The sequence below is a fragment of the Janthinobacterium sp. JF4 genome, assembly GCF_059617925.1.
Map to the genome: position 1 here is coordinate 30,490 of NZ_JCAQAV010000043.1, position 16,356 is coordinate 46,845.

Sequence of the window (16,356 nt, forward strand, 5' to 3'; positions counted from 1 at the left end):
GGTGCTATGCTAGCCGGTATCAATCCCGAAACAGGGAGCTAGAGAATTTTTTTACCAGGAGACAAGCATGACAGCTGATTTCAACACCGGCCTCGGCAAAAACAGCGCCAACTACGCCGCCCTCACCCCGCTCGACTATATCGCCAGGGCAGCCGCAGTATATGGCAATCACCTGGCAATTGCACATGGCGCCGTGCGCCAGACGTGGGGCGAAACGTATGCGCGCACGCGCCGCCTGGCGTCAAGCCTCATCAAGCTGGGCGTGGGCACGGGCGATACGGTGGCCGTGATGCTGCCGAACACCCCTGCCATGGTGGAAGCGAGCTTTGGCGTCCCGATGGCCGGCGCCGTCCTCAATGCCCTCAATATCCGCCTCGACCTGGCTTCCCTGACGTTCATGCTGCGCCATGGCCAGGCGAAAGTCTTGCTGGCCGACACGGAATTTGCCGAACTGGCGCGCCAGATGGCGGCACAGATTCCCGGCCTGCGCGTGATCCAGGTCAATGACGTGCTGGGACCGGAAGTCGATGCTTTTTCCGACCTCGACTATGAAAGCTTGCTGGCCAGCGGCGACCCCGACTATGACTGGCAGGGGCCGGCGGACGAGTGGGACGCCATCGCCTTGAACTACACGTCCGGCACCACGGGCGACCCGAAAGGCGTGGTCTACCACCACCGCGGCGCGGCCCTGAATGCCCTGTCGAACATCCTGGAATGGGACATGCCCAAGCATGCCGTCTACCTGTGGACCTTGCCGATGTTCCACTGCAACGGCTGGTGCTTCCCGTGGACCATCGCCGCGCGCGCGGGCGTGAACGTGTGCCTGCGCAAGTTCGAACCGAAACTCGTGTTCGACCTGATGCGCGAATTGCGCATCACCCATTATTGCGCGGCACCCATCGTGCACGCGGCCCTGGCCAACGCGCCGGCCAACTGGCGCGACGGCATCGACTGGACCGTGCGCGGCATGGTGGCTGGCGCGCCACCGCCAGCGGCCATGGTGGCGAAGATCGAAGCCATGGGTTTCGACTTGATCCACTCGTATGGCCTGACGGAAGTGTACGGCCCGGCCGCCATCTGCGCCGAGCAGGATGAGTGGGCAGCTTTGAGCCAGGAAGAGCGGGCCGTGTTGAAATCACGCCAGGGCGTGCGCTACCACCTGCAAAGCGCCGTCGCCGTGATCGATCCGGAAACCATGCAGCACGTGGCGGCCGACGGCGAACAGGTCGGCGAGATCATGTTCCGTGGCAACATCTGCATGAAGGGTTACCTGAAGAATGAAAAGGCGACGCACGAAGCGTTCGCCGGCGGCTGGTTTCATACGGGCGACCTCGGTGTCATGTATCCGGACGGCTATATCAAGCTGAAGGACCGCAGCAAGGACATCATCATTTCCGGCGGCGAGAATATTTCCAGCGTGGAAGTCGAGGACGCCTTGTACCACCATCCGCAGGTGCTGGCCGCCGCCGTCATCGCCCAGCCGGACGAGAAATGGGGCGAGACGCCGTGCGCCTTCGTCGAGCTGCGCGAGGGCGGCACGGTGACGGAAGCGGAATTGATCGCCTTCTGCAAGAACAACCTGGCCGGCTTCAAGGTGCCGAAGGCCATTTATTTCGGCCCCCTGCCCCGCACGTCGACGGGCAAGATCCAGAAGTTCGAATTGCGCAAGCGCATGCAGTCGGACAAGGCCATCGACGTCTGATTTGTACCTATCAGTCGCGCTTGCCTTGCAACCACGCCGGCTGCGCCACCACCAGGCGCGACAAGCTGGCGATGCTGGCCACGGCGGCGAAGCCTGCCGCCAGGCACAGCGCATACGTCGTGCCCCGGCTGGCCGACACCGTGAAGCAGTAGGCGACCAGCGCCGCGCCCATCGCTTGCCCGATCAGGCGCGAGGTGGCCACCACGCCACTGGCGCCGCCTGCCCGCTCGGGCGGTGCGCTGCCCATGATGGCTTTCAAATTGGGCGCCTGGAAAAAGCCGAAACCGATGCCGCACATGGCCATGCGCCAGCCGATGTCAAACGCGCTCGGGTGGGCCGGTATCCAGATCAATGTCAGCAAGCCGCCGGCCAGCGCCGCCAGGCCGATGCCGCCCAGCACGCCCGGTGAATAACGGTCGCTCAGGCGCCCGGCCACGGGCGCCATCACGGCTACCAGCACGGCCCACGGCGTCATCAAAAAACCCGTCTCGACGGGCGAACGGCCCAGGGTGACTTCAAAATAGAAGGGCAGCGAGACGAAGGCCAGCCCCTGCGCGGCAAACGTGCAGATGGCCGTCAGCGACGACAGCAGGAACAATGGACGGCGGAACAGGTCGATCGGCAACATGGGCGCCGCATGCCCCGCCTGGCGGCGCAGCAGCAAAATAAAGAACACCACCACGGCCATCAGTTCCGCCAGCAGGGTCGACATGGCTGCGTGATGGGCGGCGTCGCCGAACAGCAAAATGAGCACGCCGAAGGCGCCCACGTTGTACAGCGCCGTGCGCGCATCGAGCGTGTGGCCGGACAGTTTTGTCGCCGGCAGCATGCGGCTGGCCAGGAAAAAGCCGGCCACGCCCAGCGGCACATTGATGGCAAACAGCCACGGCCACGACGCCGTCGCCAGAATCAGCGAGGCTGCCGTGGGGCCAATGGCGAACGCGACAGCCACCACCAGCGCATTGTGGCCGAAGGCCCGTCCCAGCAAGTGTTTCGGATACAGGGCGCGCAGCAGCGCCGTGTTCACGCTCATCATGGCGCTGGCGCCGACGCCCTGGAACAAGCGCGCCACCACCAGCGAAGGCAAGGACCAGGCCAGTGCGCAAGCGAGCGACGCCAGGGTAAATAAAAACATGCCGGAGATAAACACGCGCCGGTAGCCGGCGATTTCGCCGAGGGCTGAAAACGGCAGCAGGGTCGCCACCATGGCCAGTTGATAGACGTTGACGATCCAGACGGAGGCGGCCGGCGTCGTGTGCAGCTCGCTGGCGATGGCCGGCAAGGCCGTGTTGGCGATCGCCGTATCGAGCGAGGCCATGCCCACGCCGATGGCCAGCGCCAGCATGGCCCATACACGGGCGCCGGGCGGCAAGCCGTCCTCGCCCACCATGACGGGTTGCGTTTGCTGCTGCATAGACCGCTGCATAGAATGCTGCATAAATACACTACCTGTTCATCTTGCTGATCCGGGTAATACACTAACATGTATGTAATAAACGTGCAGGACAGGCAAGCTTACTTCTGGCAGTCGATGACCTTGAAATCTTTCGAGTAACAGATGCGCAATTCGCCCGAATGCTTTTCATAGCCGAGCCAGCGGCCCTTCAGTTGCGGGTTGTGCTGCTTCATCCACTGGAACAATTCGTTCTTTGGCATGGTGGAGTCCGGCAATTTCAAGGCCTGGAACAGTTCGTGTTCCTTCTCGAAATACTGCTTGGCCGTATCGAAATCGCAGGCGCCATGCTTTTCCCATTCTCCCTGCAGCAAGGCTTCACCGGGCTGCATGCACATGTAGGGCAGGATCTCGGACGGCGCCAGTTTCGGCAGATTGCCCTTGCAATAGCGCGGATGCAAGTCCGTCTGGCGCGGCGGCGTCACGGAAATATCGTCGCACGTGGCGGGATTGGCCGACTGCGCCCACAGGCCATGCACGATCCAGCCGAACTGGTTGCTGTCGGCGCACTGGAAGGCGGCCTTCTTCGACACGGCGCCGCGGCGGCGCTGGCTGTCGCAAAAGCCTGGCGACCACGACAGCGCCAGCATGAAGTAATCGGTGGGCACGTTCGTGCTTTGCTTGTAGCACGTGTTTTTCTCGTCGGACGGCTTGACGTCGTAATCGACATAGCTGACGTTGCGGGGAATGGCGCAGGTTGCATCGGCCGCATGCGCGGCGCCAGCGGACAGGCTGAGGAACACGGCGGCCAGCGCCGGCAAGACAGAGCGGATTTTCATCGAGTTTCCTTCAAGATATAAAAACGCCGGCAACTGGGTGCCGGCGCGGTCAGAACGAACAACATCAGTCACGGCACCTGACAAAACCGTAGCGAGCGGCAGTGATTTGTGGCCGAGAAGCGCAGCCGTACTCTAGTACGGTGAGCATCGCCGGCCGCAAAGCGCGACGCGCAGTAGGTTTGGTCAGGTGACATCAACTAGCAGACCTTGTGCATCCAGCCGTGCGTGTCCGGTGCCGTGCCATGCTGCAGACCCAGCAGCGCTTCGCGCAGGGCCAGGGTAACGGCGCCGTTTTCATTGTTGTTGATGGTCATTTCAAAGCCATTGGCCTTGGCCACGCCCACCGGCGTGATGACGGCGGCCGTGCCGCAGGCGAACACTTCGGTCATGCGGCCCGAGGCGATGTCGTCGCGCCATTGCTGGACTGACAATTTACGCTCTTCCGTGGCATAACCGAGGTCTTTCGCCATTTCCAGCAGGCTGCGGCGGGTGATGCCTGGCAGCAAGGTGCCCGTCAGTTCCGGCGTCACGACGGTGACCTTCTCGCCATCCTTGTAGACGAAGAACAAATTCATGCCGCCCATTTCTTCGATGAATTCGCGGTGCACGGCGTCGAGCCACACGACCTGGTCGCAGCCCTTCTCCTGCGCTTGCGACTGGGCCATCAGGCTGGCCGCGTAGTTGCCCGCGCACTTGGCTTCACCGGTGCCGCCCGGCGCGGCGCGCACGAAGTCTTCGCTGATCCACACGGTAACGGGTTTCACGCCTTTCGGGAAATAGGCGCCGGCCGGCGAAGCGAACAGCACGAACAGGTATTCCTCCGATGGACGCACGCCCAGGTAGGGATCGGTGGCGATCATCAGCGGACGCATGTACAGGCTCTCGCCCGTATTCTTCGGCACCCAGTTGCGGTCTTGCGCAATCAGCGCATCGCCCGCTTCCAGGAACAGCTCGACAGGAATGGCCGGCATGGCCAGGCGCGCGGCGCTGCGGTTGAAGCGCTCGGCGTTTTGTTCTGGACGGAACGTCTTGATGCTGCCGTCCGGCTGGGCGAACGCCTTGTAGCCTTCGAAGATGGCCTGGCCATAGTGCAGGGACGAGGCGGACGGGTCCAGCGTCAAAGGGCCATAGGCCTTCAATTCACCCTGCTGCCACTTGCCGTCGCGGTAAGGAATCACCACCATGTGGTCGGTGAAGATACGGCCAAAGGCGGGATTGACCATGCGCGCGGCGCGCTCGGCGTCGGACAAGGGGTGGGCGGACGGGGTGACGACGAGATTCGGTGTGGAAGTGGTCATGGCAGCAATGGGAACTAGTGAACAGTATCCCTATTGTAGCGCCTATGGCGCCCAATCTGGCAAACGGGGATGGCCCCCGCCACGCGAAAACAGGACACCATCATTTGCGAATGATTCTCGTTTGCGTTAATATATCAGCCTTCCTTCTTCCCCGCCATGCCCGCGCCCTGCATGGCGGCGCTATCGAAAGCCGCCATGACGACCTCCTCCCTGCCACAACCCCAGCTGCGCGCCAGCGCCGACGAGGCGCCGGAGACCAGCCAGCAGCGCCAGCTTGCCGCCAACCCGCCACAACGGCGCTGGCACTGGAACTGGAAGCAGGTGTGGTTTCAACTGCACTGGTTCATTGGCATCACGGCCGGCACGGTGCTGGTGATCATCGGCTTGAGCGGCGCCACGCTGGCCTTCAAGGATGAATTGCTCGACCTCATGAACCCCGGCGTGCGCCATGTCGCCATGGAAACGCGCGCACCGCTGACACCGGCCCAGCTGAGCAATATCGCGGCGGCCGAGCACAGCCAGCGCGTCGCCTCGATCACCCTGTATGCGCAGGCGGGCGCGGCGCCCCGCCTGTTTTTCGCGCCAAAGAACGGCCAACGGCGCGGCGAGTCCATTTATGTCCATCCATACACGGGCGCGACCCAGCCGGCGCTGATGGGCGCGGGCTTTTTCGAATGGACGGAATCGCTGCACCGCTGGCTGCTGCTGCCGCGCGATCCGGGCCGGCAAGTGGCGGGCGCGCTGGCGCTGTGCTTGCTGGGGCTGGCACTCTCCGGTCTGTATCTGCGCTGGCCCCGCCGTCCGCTGGACTGGCGCACGTGGCTGACCTTCGATCCTGCCCTGAAGGGCCGCTCCTTGTTGTGGAATCTGCATGCCGTGGCCGGCACCTGGTGCCTGGTGGTGTATGTGGCGCTGACCCTGACGGGCATTTACTGGAGCTATGACGTGGTGCGCGACAATATCGACGCCTGGGCCGGCAAGCCCCCACGGGTGGCGCAAGCACCGGGCAAGAAAGGCGCGCCGAAGGAATCATCACCGGCCGTTGACATCGGCCTGGCCTGGAGCAGCTTCCAGCAACACGCCCCCGGCTGGACCCTGGCCAGCGTGCGCCTGCCGACGCGCGCCGCCGAAGCCGTGCAATTCACGTGGCTGGACAGCGACGCGCCACACGAGCGGGCGCGCAGCCGCATGAGCATTGCCCCGGCCGACGGCACGGTCACGGAAAACGAACCGTACAACCAGCAGGCGCTGGGGGCGCGCCTCGTCAACATCATTTATCCGCTGCACATGGGCACGTATTTCGGCTTGCCGGGCCGCATCATCGTCACCGCGGCCAGCCTGGGCCTGCCCCTGTTCGCCATCACGGGCTGGATGCTGTACCTGGGCCGCCGCAAGGCAAAGGGGGCCGTGCAGGCGCAGCGCGCCATGCTGGGCGCCGGCACGCCGGACAAGCAACATACGGGCTTGCCGACCCTGGTGGCCTACGCCAGCCAGTCGGGCCAGGCCGAGCGCCTGGCCCTGGAAAGCGCGCGTGCCCTGCAGCAGGCAGGCGTGGCCGTCGACGTGCAGTCGCTGGACCGTTTCGTTCCCGCGCAACTGCGCCAGTACGAGCGGGCGCTGATCGTCGCCAGCACCTTTGGCGAAGGCGAGGCGCCGGACGGCACGCGCCGCTTCGCGCGCCTGCTGCAAACCACATCGGGCATGCCGCTGGCGGGCCTGGAATTCGGCATGCTGGCCCTGGGCGACCGTCACTACAGCGCCTTCTGCGGCTTTGGCCATGCACTGGCGCAGCAACTGCAGGCGCTGGGCGCCACTGCCCTGTTCCCCCTGATCGAAGTGGACAAGCATGACCCCGCAGCCCTGGCCGGCTGGTCCACAGCGCTGGCCCGCTGCAGCGGCAGCGCCATCGACGCCATCGGCGTGCAGGAAACAGCGTCGTATGCCGAATGGCGCCTGGCGCGCCGCGTGCTGCTCAATCCGGGCAGCCTGGGCGGCGAGCTGCATGAAATCACCTTGACGGGCCCGGCCGGCGCCACTTGGGAAGCGGGCGCGCTGGCGGAAATCATCGGGTGCAATGCGGACGGCAGCGATGGCGATGCGCAGCACGGCCAGCATGCGCCACGCAGCTATTCACTCGCTTCGCTGCCATCGGACGGTGAACTGCAGTTGCTCGTGCGTCAGGAACGCCATGCGGGCATGGACAACCAGGGCCATGGCGTCTGTTCCGGCTGGCTCACGCGCTTCGCGCCGCTGGGCGCCAGCATCCGTTTGCGCCTGCAAGCCAATCCCGCCTTCGCCCCGGCGCTCACCGACGTGCCCTGCATTTATATCGGCAACGGTTCCGGCCTGGCCGGCCTGCGTGCGCACCTGCGCGCGCGTCAGCGGGCGGGACTGGCCCGCAACTGGCTGCTGTTCGGCGAGCGCCAGCAAGCTTTTGACAGCGTCTGCGGCGAAGAGTTGCAAGGCTGGCTGGACGCTGGCCACCTGGCGCGCCTGGACCGCGTCTTTTCGCGCGATGGCGCGGATGCCGGCAAGCGTGAATACGTGCAGGACCGCTTGCGCGTCCATGCCGACGCGCTGCGCGCGTGGCTGGCGCAAGGCGCCGTCGTCTACGTGTGCGGCAGCCTGCAAGGCATGGCGGCAGGAATCGATGCTGTACTGCAAGAAGTGCTGGGCCAGGATGGCCTCGACGCCCTGCTGGCGGCCGGACGCTACCGCCGCGACGTGTATTGATCTGTCTCAGACCGCCACCCCGCTATGTGGGGCAGCGCACGGTCGGCGCCAGCCATCGGACTAGAGTGGGGACATCGCGGCATGGCGACATACCCGCCGCACCATCCACCATCTGCGAGGCAACCCATGAAAAACCCCTGGATGAGCATGTATCTGAGCGCCGCCAACCGCATCGCCAACACGGCGCGCGGCCACGCCACGGCCGCCGTCAAGCGCGAAGCGGCGAAAAATACGCGGCAGTTGACGCAAGTGTGGTTCGATTCCTTTCTGCCGCCAACGGGCAAGCCTCGGCGCAGCCGCAAGGCCAAATAAGCCCCTGGCAGGGGGCGAACTGGTGCGGTGCATCACAGCAATAAGTTGAAGTTACGATCAGATGAACTAAACTGCAAGCATGGTAGTACATAAGGAAGTGACCGGCAGACGCCGCATCCCCGCGCCGCCGCCGGGACACCGGGAGACGACCATGTTGACGCTCAAAGTGCTGGCCTGTCTTGCCCTGTCGGCATTGCTGCTTGCCCCCTTGGTGCTGCGGGATGCGATGCAGACGTCGGCCGGGCAGCAGATGCAGGTGCCGAATGTTGATGCGCACGCTCTCTGGGCCCACTGGCCCAAGCACTAAAACGCGCGGCTGACAAAACGCCGCTGGCTGCGTTGCTTTGACTTGCCGTACTAGCGTACTGTCTGCGTCAAAGACGCCTTGCCAGCGACGTTTTTCAGCGGCGCTCGGTAACACGTCGCATCGATGAAAACCGTTTTGTTGCTGATAGAGTTTTTTTTCTACCTTTTCAGTTCTCTATCAGTGACTTTACACTTCGCCTTCTCTTCACCATATTTTTGATCCAGATCATGGATTTCCCCCTTCGCTGCCCCCACACTGGAACGGTCCGCCTCGCACCGCGACGGACTTAACCTGGAGCATCGGCATGGGTACATCGGATTGGAAGGATGAGATGGCGCTGGGCGTTCCCGCCATCGACGAAGCGCACGAGGCACTGTTTCAGGAGCTGGCACGGCTGGGACAGTTGAGCGACCAGCATTTCAGCGTGGCGTTCCGCGAGTTGATTGCAGCCGTCGAACGCGATTTCCGCGAGGAAGAGGATCTGATGGAACAAATCGCCTTTCCCTCGCTGGCCAACCACCGCGAACAGCATGCGCGCGTGCTCAGCGGATTGCACCATGCCTGGGCCGCCGTCGATGAAGGCGACCTGGAACAGGGCCGCCATGCGCTCTCGCTGTTGCCACAATGGCTGATCTTCCACCAGGCCACCATGGACCTGGCCCTGGCGGCAGCGCTGGAACTGGTGCAGCGCCAGCCCACCTAGATCTACAGCAGCAGCACCGTCGCTTGCTCGGGCAAGACCACGCGGTAGTGACCCGGGTATTTGTCTTCGCCGTCGAAAATCTTGCAAAACACGGGCTGGTTGATGTCGTTGACGGCCGCCTCGCTCATGGGCAAGGTGGCGATCAGTTGCTCGCCGTCCATCAACTGCAAGGCGCTGCCCCGCTCGGCCGCGCAAAACGCCAGCGATTGCACGTCGCTGGCGAACGGCCGCTTGTACCACGGCGTGATGGCCCGCACGGCGCGCCGCGCGTCCTGCAAGACTTGCCCCACGCGCGTGACGTTCCACGCATCGCGCGCCACGGACGGCTGAAGGACGATATTCGCCGTCAGTTCGCCCCTGCCCTTGTTCACCAGGAAAGTGCCGTCCTGCGCGGCGATGTCATCGTTGAGCGGCACGACAAACACGCCGCCGCTGGAGACCTTGATCGGCATGGGCGCGCCATTGCCCTGCAGAGCCACGCGCACATCGTCGATGGTGGCGCTCAGCTTGGCAGGAATCAGGCGCAGGGCCATGACCACGCTGCCGCTCGACACTTGCCACACTTTCCTGGCCGTCAGATAACTTTCACGGTAGGCCATGAAACGCACGCGCGGCGCCTTGGCGTCGCTGCTGGCCGTGACCGTCACCGTTTGCGGTGGCAAGGCTTCGTCTGCGCTCGCCGCTGTGACAGGCGCAAGGGGCGGCGGCACGGCATCGGTAACAGGCGGCACGCTGGCGCTGTGCAGCGGCGCGGGAACAACCGGCGGCGCGTGTTCCTGGGCCTGGCCCAGCGACACGACACACAACCATCCGGCACAAGCGATCCATGTACGCATGCATTTCTTTCAATAAGGAAAATATTTTATCAGCGCCTGCATTATCGCAGAAGGCCCGCCGACGCGCCGCCCTTGGCCTGTCTGCACTCCTGTCTGCACTCCTTTGGTGCGCGCACTTGATTATTTGGCAAATATCCCTTATATTGATAATGATTCTTATTCACAGAATATGAACGGAATCATGCACGACCTTTCCACTGCCATGCGCGGGTGGAACTGCTATCCAAGCCAGACCACGGGCCAGCGTCACGCCATCCCCCCAGCTACTGTGCAGCTCGCCAGACGAGATAGGAACACTCACGACTAAAAAATATTCCAGGAAAATGATGCAATCGACTACCGTACTCTCTTCGTCGCGCCAGCCCGCCTTGCGCCCCCTCCCCCGCCTGCTGCACATCGCCCTGCTCAGCCTTGCCTCCGGCGTGGTCTTGCCTGCCCAGGCGGCCGATGCCGCTGCGGCCGACGTCACCATGCCGGCCGTCACCGTGCTGGGCCAGTCGATGGCCACCACGGAAGGCACGCAGTCATACACGGCAGGCGAAGCGCGCAGCGCCACGCGCATGGACCTGTCCCTGCGCGAAACGCCGCAATCGATCAGCGTCATCACGCGCCAGCTGCTCGACGACCTGGGCGCCGTGCGCCTCGACCAGGCGCTGGCACAGACGACGGGCATCCAGGTAGGCCAGAACGACACGGAGCGCACGACCTTTTATGCGCGCGGCTTCGGCATCGACAATCTCCAGATCGACGGCATGGCGCGCGGCGGCAATGCGCCGCTGCAAGACACGATCCTGTACGACCGCATCGAGGTCGTGCGCGGCGCCACCGGCCTGATGGGCGGCACGGGCGACCCGTCGGCTACCATCAACATGATACGCAAGCGGCCGACGAAGGCATTCCAGGCCAGCGCCGGCCTGACCATGGGCCGCTGGGATGACCAGCGCGTCGAGGCCGACCTCTCCACGCCGCTGGATGCGGAGGGCAGCGTGCGCGCCCGCACGGCCCTGGCCTGGCAAAAACGCGATTCCTATCTGGACATGTATCACGAGCGCAAGACGGTCGGCATGCTCATCGTCGAGGCGGACGTGCGCCCCGGCACCCTGCTGACGGCAGGCGTCGACTTCCAGGACAACAAGCCGACGGGCGCCACCTGGGGCGCCGTGCCGTACTGGAACGAGGACGGCAGCCTGGCCAACTTGCCGCGCAACACCAGCTGGACGACGCCATGGAGCACCTGGGCCAACAAGCAGCACACGCTATTCACCTCGCTGGACCAGCGCCTGCCCGGCAACTGGAATCTGCACCTGGGCTACGCGCGCACGGAAAGCACGAACCGCACCACCGTCGCCTACGCGGGCGCCGGCCATCCCGACCCCGCCACCGGTGAAGGCATGCGCCTGTGGACGGGCGCCTGGGGCGCAGGCAAGAAGAACAGCGACAATTTCGACGTCTACGCCAGCGGTCCGTTTACCTTGATGGGGCGCAAGCATACGGCCATCGTCGGCTGGAACGGCGGCAACCAGCGCTCGCGCTCGCTGGGAGGCGGAGCGGACATCAACTACCCGGACTTTATCCCCGACTACCGCAGCTGGACGGGCAACATTCCCCGCCCCGTGTTCCAGCCGGACGGTTCGCACACGGAAACCGTGACGCGCCTGGCAGGCGGCTATGTGGCCACGCGTTTGAGCCTGGCCGACCCGCTGCACCTGATCATCGGCGCGCGCAGCAGTACCTATCGCACGGATACGCGCAACTACGATACGCGAGGCGTGCACACGGACAACAGCGACTTCGTGGAAACGCGCAATGAAGTGACGCCGTATGTGGGCGCCGTGTTCGACATCAACAAGCAATATTCGGCCTACGCCAGCTTCACGCAGCTGTTCAACCCGCAATCGAGCAAGGACCGCAACAACCAGTTCCTGGCGCCGGAAACGGGCGAGAATGCCGAGCTGGGCATCAAGGGCGAATTCTATCAAGGCAAGCTGAACGCATCGGCCGCCCTGTTCCATACGAAGAAAAAGAACCTGGCGGAACTCGACCGCAGCGTGCCGCCCGGCTTCTTGCTGCCCGACGGCGGCCAGGCCATGGTGGCGAATGGCGCCGGCGTGACGGCCAAGGGCGTCGAGTTCGACGTTTCCGGCCAGATCACGCCCGCGTGGGAAGCGAGCGGCGGCTACACCTATCTGCATGCGGCCGAGGCCGATGGCCGCCGCGCCGCCACCACGCAGCCGCGCCATTTGCTGCGCCTGGCCACCAGCTACCGCTTCGACGGCAGGCTCACAGGTCTGAAAGCGGGCGCCAGCATGACGGCGCAAAGCGCCACCTACAGCGAATCATGGTACGGCCGCCCGCCGTCAAGCGAGATGACGCACATCCCGCAAGCGGGCTATGCGCTGGTCAACGCCATGGCCAGCTATGCGCTCAGCAAGCATGCCAGCGTGCAGCTGAACGTGAATAACTTGCTCGATAAAAAGTACTACCGCAACGTGGGCTTCTTCGACGGCGTGTTCTGGGGCGAACCGCGCAACATCAGCCTGGCCGTGCGCACAGCGCTTTAAGCGCGCCAGTGCGCGGGCGCCGGCAGGGCAAAGCCATCGAGCAAGGGGCCGCCCACGGGCGCCAGCACGGCGGCGGCGACCCGTTCGAACGCCTGCTGGCCAGCCGGCAAGTCGGCTGCCACCAGGCGCAGCGCGCCGTCGAGCAGCCCGGCGATGGCAGCGTCGAAGGCCCCCAGGCGGCGGAACAGATGCTTGCCCCCGCCGCTCCACTGGCCCGCCGCGCGCAAGTGCAGGTCGGCCAGCGCCTCGTACAGCTGGCAGGCCACGGCCAGCGCCTCGCCCGGGTGACGGCTGTCGACCAGGTCTTCCAGCGCGGTGGTGATGGCGTAGCGGCGCCGCTGCACGTTGTCCACGTCGAGCACGGGTGGCCCGGCGGCGGCCATGGCTTGCGCCAGCGCCAGCAGCTGCGCGTGCTGCGATCCGGGCGCGGCAATATTTTCCCCTTCCAGCACCATGCGCGCCAGCGGCACCGTGCCGCCGGGCGCATCGATTTCCTTGCAAAAATACGTGAACGTGGCCACGTCGTGCCCGAACAGTTCCACCGTGCGCCCTTCGGCCACGATGGTCGAGCGCCATGCGCAATCGACGTGGTCGAACAGCAGCAGCAAATCGATATCGGAACTGGGCGTCTGCCGGCCCGTGGCGAACGAGCCGCCGATGATGGCCGCCACGGCCGTGGGATAGCGTTCACGTACCAGCCGCACGGCAATGGCGCGGATATCGTCATAGGTGGAAATGTTTGTCACAGCCAGTGCTCCGTGCCGAAAAACACTATCCTACACGGGATACGCAGCCTGCCGCCACCCTGCTACACTGGCGCCATCTGACCAAGGAAGCAACATGGAATACGACTGCATCGTGGTGCCCTCGCCCGTGGGCAAACTGACTCTGGTGGCGCGCGGCGCGGCACTGGTCGCCATCCTGTGGGAAAACGACAGGCCCAACCGCGTGCGCCTGGGCGCGATGCGCGTCGATGACGGTTGCGCCGTGCTGCAGGAAACGGCGCGCCAGCTGCGCGAGTATTTCGCCGGCACGCGCCAGAGTTTTGCTGTGCCGCTCGATTTCGCCGGCACCGCCTTCCAGCAGGAGGTGTGGCGCGCCTTGCTGACGATACCGTATGGCCAGACGCGCAGCTATGGCGAGATCGCGCGCCAGATCGGCCGCCCCGCCGCCGTGCGCGCCGTGGGCGCCGCCAACGGCAAGAATCCCATTTCCATCATCGCCCCCTGCCACCGCGTCATCGGCGCCACGGGTGAATTGACGGGCTTTGCGGGTGGCCTGCATGCGAAGGAAACCTTGCTGGCACTGGAAGGCATCGCCCTGTCCAGCGACCGCGAAGCGCTGAAAACGGGCCACGCCCGGCGCCGCGCCGTGCACGTCGATACGGCGCAAGGCTGTCTGTTTTAGGCGGCGGCATCGCGCCCCTTGTGGGATACTCACGCCCTCCGCTCAAACCAACATATCCTATGCCCTACCTTGCCATCCTGTTCTTTGTCGTTCTGTATTTGCTGGCCACGTTCTTTTTCCATATCCCCGTCCTGGTCGCCCTCGCGTATGGCGTGCTGAGCCTGAGCTGTTTCGTTGCCTATGCGATCGACAAGTCTGCCGCAAAAGGGGGGCGCTGGCGCACGTCGGAACGCACCCTGCTGCTATTGGGGCTGCTGTGCGGCTGGCCTGGCGCCGTGCTGGCCCAGCAATGGCTGCGCCACAAGTCCAGCAAGCGCTCATTCCGCATCGTGTTCTGGATCACGGTCGCCATCAATATCGGCGCCTTCGCGTATTTCAGCATGCACTACGCGGCGCCCGATATCGGCACCGAGGTGGCGCCGATCGAACTGTAAAACTGCCCGGCTTCTCGCTCGCACAGCACTGTTGTCCAGAAGCAGTTCCACCCGCTAAGATGTAACAGTTATTGCAGCGCATTGTTTGTGAAAAGATCGCCTGTCAGAATATCAATATATACGATTTCAACCCAATTCACCTACACGGGAAAGCACTTTTCAAGCATGCGTACCTTGCAATTCCACAATTCCTTCTTGTTACACCTTGCTGTGGCGATTTGTTTCGCAATCAGTCTGGCCGGCTGCACCAGCTATCGCTTTATTCCCCCGGACTCGGATGCGGGCCGTCAATGCGTGACGAGCTGCGGGAGCAATCAACAAATATGCATCGCAGGCAAAGAGCAAGTTGCGGCGGCCCAGGTACAGGCTTGTGAGATGAGGAACGTCAGTACCGTCTCCATCTGCCTGGCAGTTGCAAAAACAGATGCTGACCGGGAACTGTGCTCGAAGAAACGGCAATATTGTTCCTCCAACGCAGCTGGAACGTGGCAATGCGAGGCAGATTACAGAGCATGCTATACGCAATGCGGTGGCAGAATCGAGGAGAGTGAATAAAGTATCGAAAGGCTGATGCCGCCGCACAAGACGCCGCCGTGGCTACCGCGCATCACGAGGCGTGGCGGGTTTGATTCAATATGATTACTCGCCCAGCAGGCGCAGCGATTCCAGCCAGTCCGCCTTCCACTCGCGCAGCAAGGGCTGCGTGGCGAACGCCTTCTTCAGGTGCGCCATCGGCACGCGGTGCACATCGTGCAAACCGAACGCCAAGGTCACCGGATGCCACAGGTGGCTATTCTTGCCGCCGCGCGAATTCTTGCGCACGCGCGCGCCATCGTCGCCAAAGATGCCCACGCCGCTGGCCAGTCCCTGGTCCAGGTCGATCTTGCCCACGCCGGCAAAGGCGATCAAGATCTGCTCGCGGCCCAGGCCCTTCAGGGCGCTGGGCAAGACCACCGGCGCCGTTTTTTCCGCTTCAGCGGGATCCGGCTTCGGATGCTGCAACTCCTTGAGCAAACGCAACAGATCGCGCTCCTGGAAATGCAAGCCATCGACCGGCACGCGCAATCCCGGCGCCTTCAATTCGATGGCGATGTTGCCCGAGTCGCGCGTAAAGCGCAGCCACACGTCGTCGGCGCCCGACGCCAGGTGTTCCTTGTCGCCGATGAACACGACGGGCGCCGCATAGCGCGTCACGCCGTCGTGGAACAGTTCAGCCCATTCCGCGCTGTAATCGAGCCAGACATACGGCAAGCCGCCCTGCTCCAGCAGGCGCGCCAGGGTCCACGGCGTGCCCGTCTGTTGCGCCAGCCAGGCACAGGCTTGGGTGGCGGTGGCGCGGTAAGGCAAAGAAAGGGAAGTCATGGCGGTTCCGTCGATAAAAGTGGAGCGCAGTGTAGCAGACTGCCGCCCTTCTCCCCTTCGGCAGGCGCAGCGGGCGCGCTTTTTTCACACGATGTGCTAGGCTGAAAACATCAGCACGCGCCATGGCCATTCCGGCCGCCGAGCGCATCACCGCAAGGGGATCATCATGCATTCGAGCACCAACGCCGCCACCACGCCCACCCCGCCACCGGAGCGCGATTCGCCCACGCCGGCCAGCGAAGGCCATGCCGAGCAAGCGCTTGATGAAGCGCTCAAGGAAAGCTTTCCGGCCAGCGACCCGATTGCCATTGCCACCCCCAAACCTGCCAGCAAGCCCTCCGCCTGAGAGTACGCCCCAGCAGCCACCCCTGCGGTGGCTTTTTATTTGGCTATGTCACCGTCAGATGTGGGAATGCTCCCAGCGTTGCTTTCAATAACGTTTCTGCTGAACGGATGCGCCTGGCGTCGA

The 16,356-nt window shown here is 64.0% G+C and carries 15 protein-coding genes; 9 read left to right on the top strand and 6 right to left on the bottom strand.

The features are described from left to right. The first annotated feature begins 67 nt into the window (after positions 1–67). Complete coding sequence (locus AC54AF_RS23105) at positions 68–1,702, top strand: acyl-CoA synthetase (protein ID WP_496638419.1); 1,635 nt, start codon at positions 68–70, stop codon at positions 1,700–1,702. Between the two features lie 10 nt (positions 1,703–1,712). On the opposite strand, the gene AC54AF_RS23110 is transcribed toward AC54AF_RS23105, so the two are convergent. From AC54AF_RS23110 to AC54AF_RS23120, 3 genes are all read right to left on the bottom strand, one after another. After that, positions 1,713–3,116: an MFS transporter gene (locus AC54AF_RS23110; RefSeq protein ID WP_496638420.1), complete on the bottom strand. Its 1,404-nt coding sequence runs from the start codon at positions 3,114–3,116 to the stop codon at positions 1,713–1,715. Positions 3,117–3,217: 101 nt separating this feature from the next. Next, positions 3,218–3,934: a ribonuclease T2 family protein gene (locus tag AC54AF_RS23115; protein ID WP_496638421.1), complete on the bottom strand. Its 717-nt coding sequence runs from the start codon at positions 3,932–3,934 to the stop codon at positions 3,218–3,220. A 197-nt stretch (positions 3,935–4,131) separates the two neighbouring features. Continuing rightward, the gene (locus tag AC54AF_RS23120) at positions 4,132–5,232 is read right to left on the bottom strand and encodes a branched-chain amino acid aminotransferase (protein ID WP_496638422.1); all 1,101 of its coding nucleotides are present in this window, start codon (positions 5,230–5,232) and stop codon (positions 4,132–4,134) included. A gap of 195 nt (positions 5,233–5,427) precedes the next feature. Here AC54AF_RS23120 and AC54AF_RS23125 point away from each other — a divergent pair, with 195 nt between their 5' ends. The 4 genes from AC54AF_RS23125 (at position 5,428) to AC54AF_RS23140 (ending at position 9,287) form a co-directional block, all read left to right on the top strand. After that, positions 5,428–7,965: a PepSY domain-containing protein gene (locus AC54AF_RS23125; RefSeq protein WP_496638423.1), complete on the top strand. Its 2,538-nt coding sequence runs from the start codon at positions 5,428–5,430 to the stop codon at positions 7,963–7,965. 126 nt (positions 7,966–8,091) lie between these two features. Next, positions 8,092–8,277 (top strand): hypothetical protein, encoded by a 186-nt coding sequence (locus tag AC54AF_RS23130; RefSeq protein WP_099402374.1) that lies wholly within the window; start codon positions 8,092–8,094, stop codon positions 8,275–8,277. 151 nt (positions 8,278–8,428) lie between these two features. After that, a complete protein-coding gene (locus AC54AF_RS23135; protein ID WP_496638424.1) occupies positions 8,429–8,584 on the top strand; it encodes a hypothetical protein in 156 nt (51 codons plus the stop codon). Between the two features lie 304 nt (positions 8,585–8,888). Continuing rightward, the gene (locus AC54AF_RS23140) at positions 8,889–9,287 is read left to right on the top strand and encodes a bacteriohemerythrin (protein WP_496638425.1); all 399 of its coding nucleotides are present in this window, start codon (positions 8,889–8,891) and stop codon (positions 9,285–9,287) included. A gap of 2 nt (positions 9,288–9,289) precedes the next feature. On the opposite strand, the gene AC54AF_RS23145 is transcribed toward AC54AF_RS23140, so the two are convergent. Beyond that, positions 9,290–10,123, bottom strand: coding sequence for a hypothetical protein (locus AC54AF_RS23145; RefSeq protein WP_496638426.1), 834 nt, complete (start codon positions 10,121–10,123; stop codon positions 9,290–9,292). Between the two features lie 326 nt (positions 10,124–10,449). Here AC54AF_RS23145 and AC54AF_RS23150 point away from each other — a divergent pair, with 326 nt between their 5' ends. Beyond that, positions 10,450–12,684, top strand: coding sequence for a TonB-dependent siderophore receptor (locus AC54AF_RS23150; RefSeq protein WP_496638427.1), 2,235 nt, complete (start codon positions 10,450–10,452; stop codon positions 12,682–12,684). On the opposite strand, the gene AC54AF_RS23155 is transcribed toward AC54AF_RS23150, so the two are convergent. Continuing rightward, entirely contained in the window at positions 12,681–13,430 is a 750-nt protein-coding gene (locus AC54AF_RS23155; protein WP_496638428.1) for a nucleotidyltransferase domain-containing protein, read from the bottom strand. The two genes, AC54AF_RS23150 and AC54AF_RS23155, sit on opposite strands and share 4 nt — an antisense overlap. A gap of 94 nt (positions 13,431–13,524) precedes the next feature. On the opposite strand from AC54AF_RS23155, the gene AC54AF_RS23160 reads away from it, so the two are divergent. Both AC54AF_RS23160 and AC54AF_RS23165 read left to right on the top strand, forming a co-directional pair. Beyond that, positions 13,525–14,091, top strand: coding sequence for a methylated-DNA--[protein]-cysteine S-methyltransferase (locus tag AC54AF_RS23160; RefSeq protein WP_496638429.1), 567 nt, complete (start codon positions 13,525–13,527; stop codon positions 14,089–14,091). A 59-nt stretch (positions 14,092–14,150) separates the two neighbouring features. After that, positions 14,151–14,525: a DUF1294 domain-containing protein gene (locus AC54AF_RS23165; RefSeq protein WP_496638430.1), complete on the top strand. Its 375-nt coding sequence runs from the start codon at positions 14,151–14,153 to the stop codon at positions 14,523–14,525. Between the two features lie 639 nt (positions 14,526–15,164). On the opposite strand, the gene AC54AF_RS23170 is transcribed toward AC54AF_RS23165, so the two are convergent. Beyond that, on the bottom strand, positions 15,165–15,887 hold the full coding sequence (locus AC54AF_RS23170; protein ID WP_496638431.1) for a hypothetical protein: 723 nt from the start codon (positions 15,885–15,887) through the stop codon (positions 15,165–15,167). A gap of 166 nt (positions 15,888–16,053) precedes the next feature. On the opposite strand from AC54AF_RS23170, the gene AC54AF_RS23175 reads away from it, so the two are divergent. Beyond that, on the top strand, positions 16,054–16,233 hold the full coding sequence (locus tag AC54AF_RS23175; protein WP_496638432.1) for a hypothetical protein: 180 nt from the start codon (positions 16,054–16,056) through the stop codon (positions 16,231–16,233). Positions 16,234–16,356: the final 123 nt, after the last annotated feature.

Excerpts from the sequence above, each read along its gene's own strand:
- AC54AF_RS23105 (WP_496638419.1), top strand. The coding sequence starts at position 68 with ATGACAGCTGATTTCAACACCGGCCTCGGCAAAAACAGCGCCAACTAC.
- AC54AF_RS23110 (WP_496638420.1), bottom strand. The coding sequence starts at position 3,116 with ATGCAGCAGCAAACGCAACCCGTCATGGTGGGCGAGGACGGCTTGCCG.
- AC54AF_RS23115 (WP_496638421.1), bottom strand. The coding sequence starts at position 3,934 with ATGAAAATCCGCTCTGTCTTGCCGGCGCTGGCCGCCGTGTTCCTCAGC.
- AC54AF_RS23120 (WP_496638422.1), bottom strand. The coding sequence starts at position 5,232 with ATGACCACTTCCACACCGAATCTCGTCGTCACCCCGTCCGCCCACCCC.
- AC54AF_RS23125 (WP_496638423.1), top strand. The coding sequence starts at position 5,428 with ATGACGACCTCCTCCCTGCCACAACCCCAGCTGCGCGCCAGCGCCGAC.
- AC54AF_RS23130 (WP_099402374.1), top strand. The coding sequence starts at position 8,092 with ATGAAAAACCCCTGGATGAGCATGTATCTGAGCGCCGCCAACCGCATC.
- AC54AF_RS23135 (WP_496638424.1), top strand. The coding sequence starts at position 8,429 with ATGTTGACGCTCAAAGTGCTGGCCTGTCTTGCCCTGTCGGCATTGCTG.
- AC54AF_RS23140 (WP_496638425.1), top strand. The coding sequence starts at position 8,889 with ATGGGTACATCGGATTGGAAGGATGAGATGGCGCTGGGCGTTCCCGCC.
- AC54AF_RS23145 (WP_496638426.1), bottom strand. The coding sequence starts at position 10,123 with ATGCGTACATGGATCGCTTGTGCCGGATGGTTGTGTGTCGTGTCGCTG.
- AC54AF_RS23150 (WP_496638427.1), top strand. The coding sequence starts at position 10,450 with ATGCAATCGACTACCGTACTCTCTTCGTCGCGCCAGCCCGCCTTGCGC.
- AC54AF_RS23160 (WP_496638429.1), top strand. The coding sequence starts at position 13,525 with ATGGAATACGACTGCATCGTGGTGCCCTCGCCCGTGGGCAAACTGACT.
- AC54AF_RS23165 (WP_496638430.1), top strand. The coding sequence starts at position 14,151 with ATGCCCTACCTTGCCATCCTGTTCTTTGTCGTTCTGTATTTGCTGGCC.
- AC54AF_RS23170 (WP_496638431.1), bottom strand. The coding sequence starts at position 15,887 with ATGACTTCCCTTTCTTTGCCTTACCGCGCCACCGCCACCCAAGCCTGT.
- AC54AF_RS23175 (WP_496638432.1), top strand. The coding sequence starts at position 16,054 with ATGCATTCGAGCACCAACGCCGCCACCACGCCCACCCCGCCACCGGAG.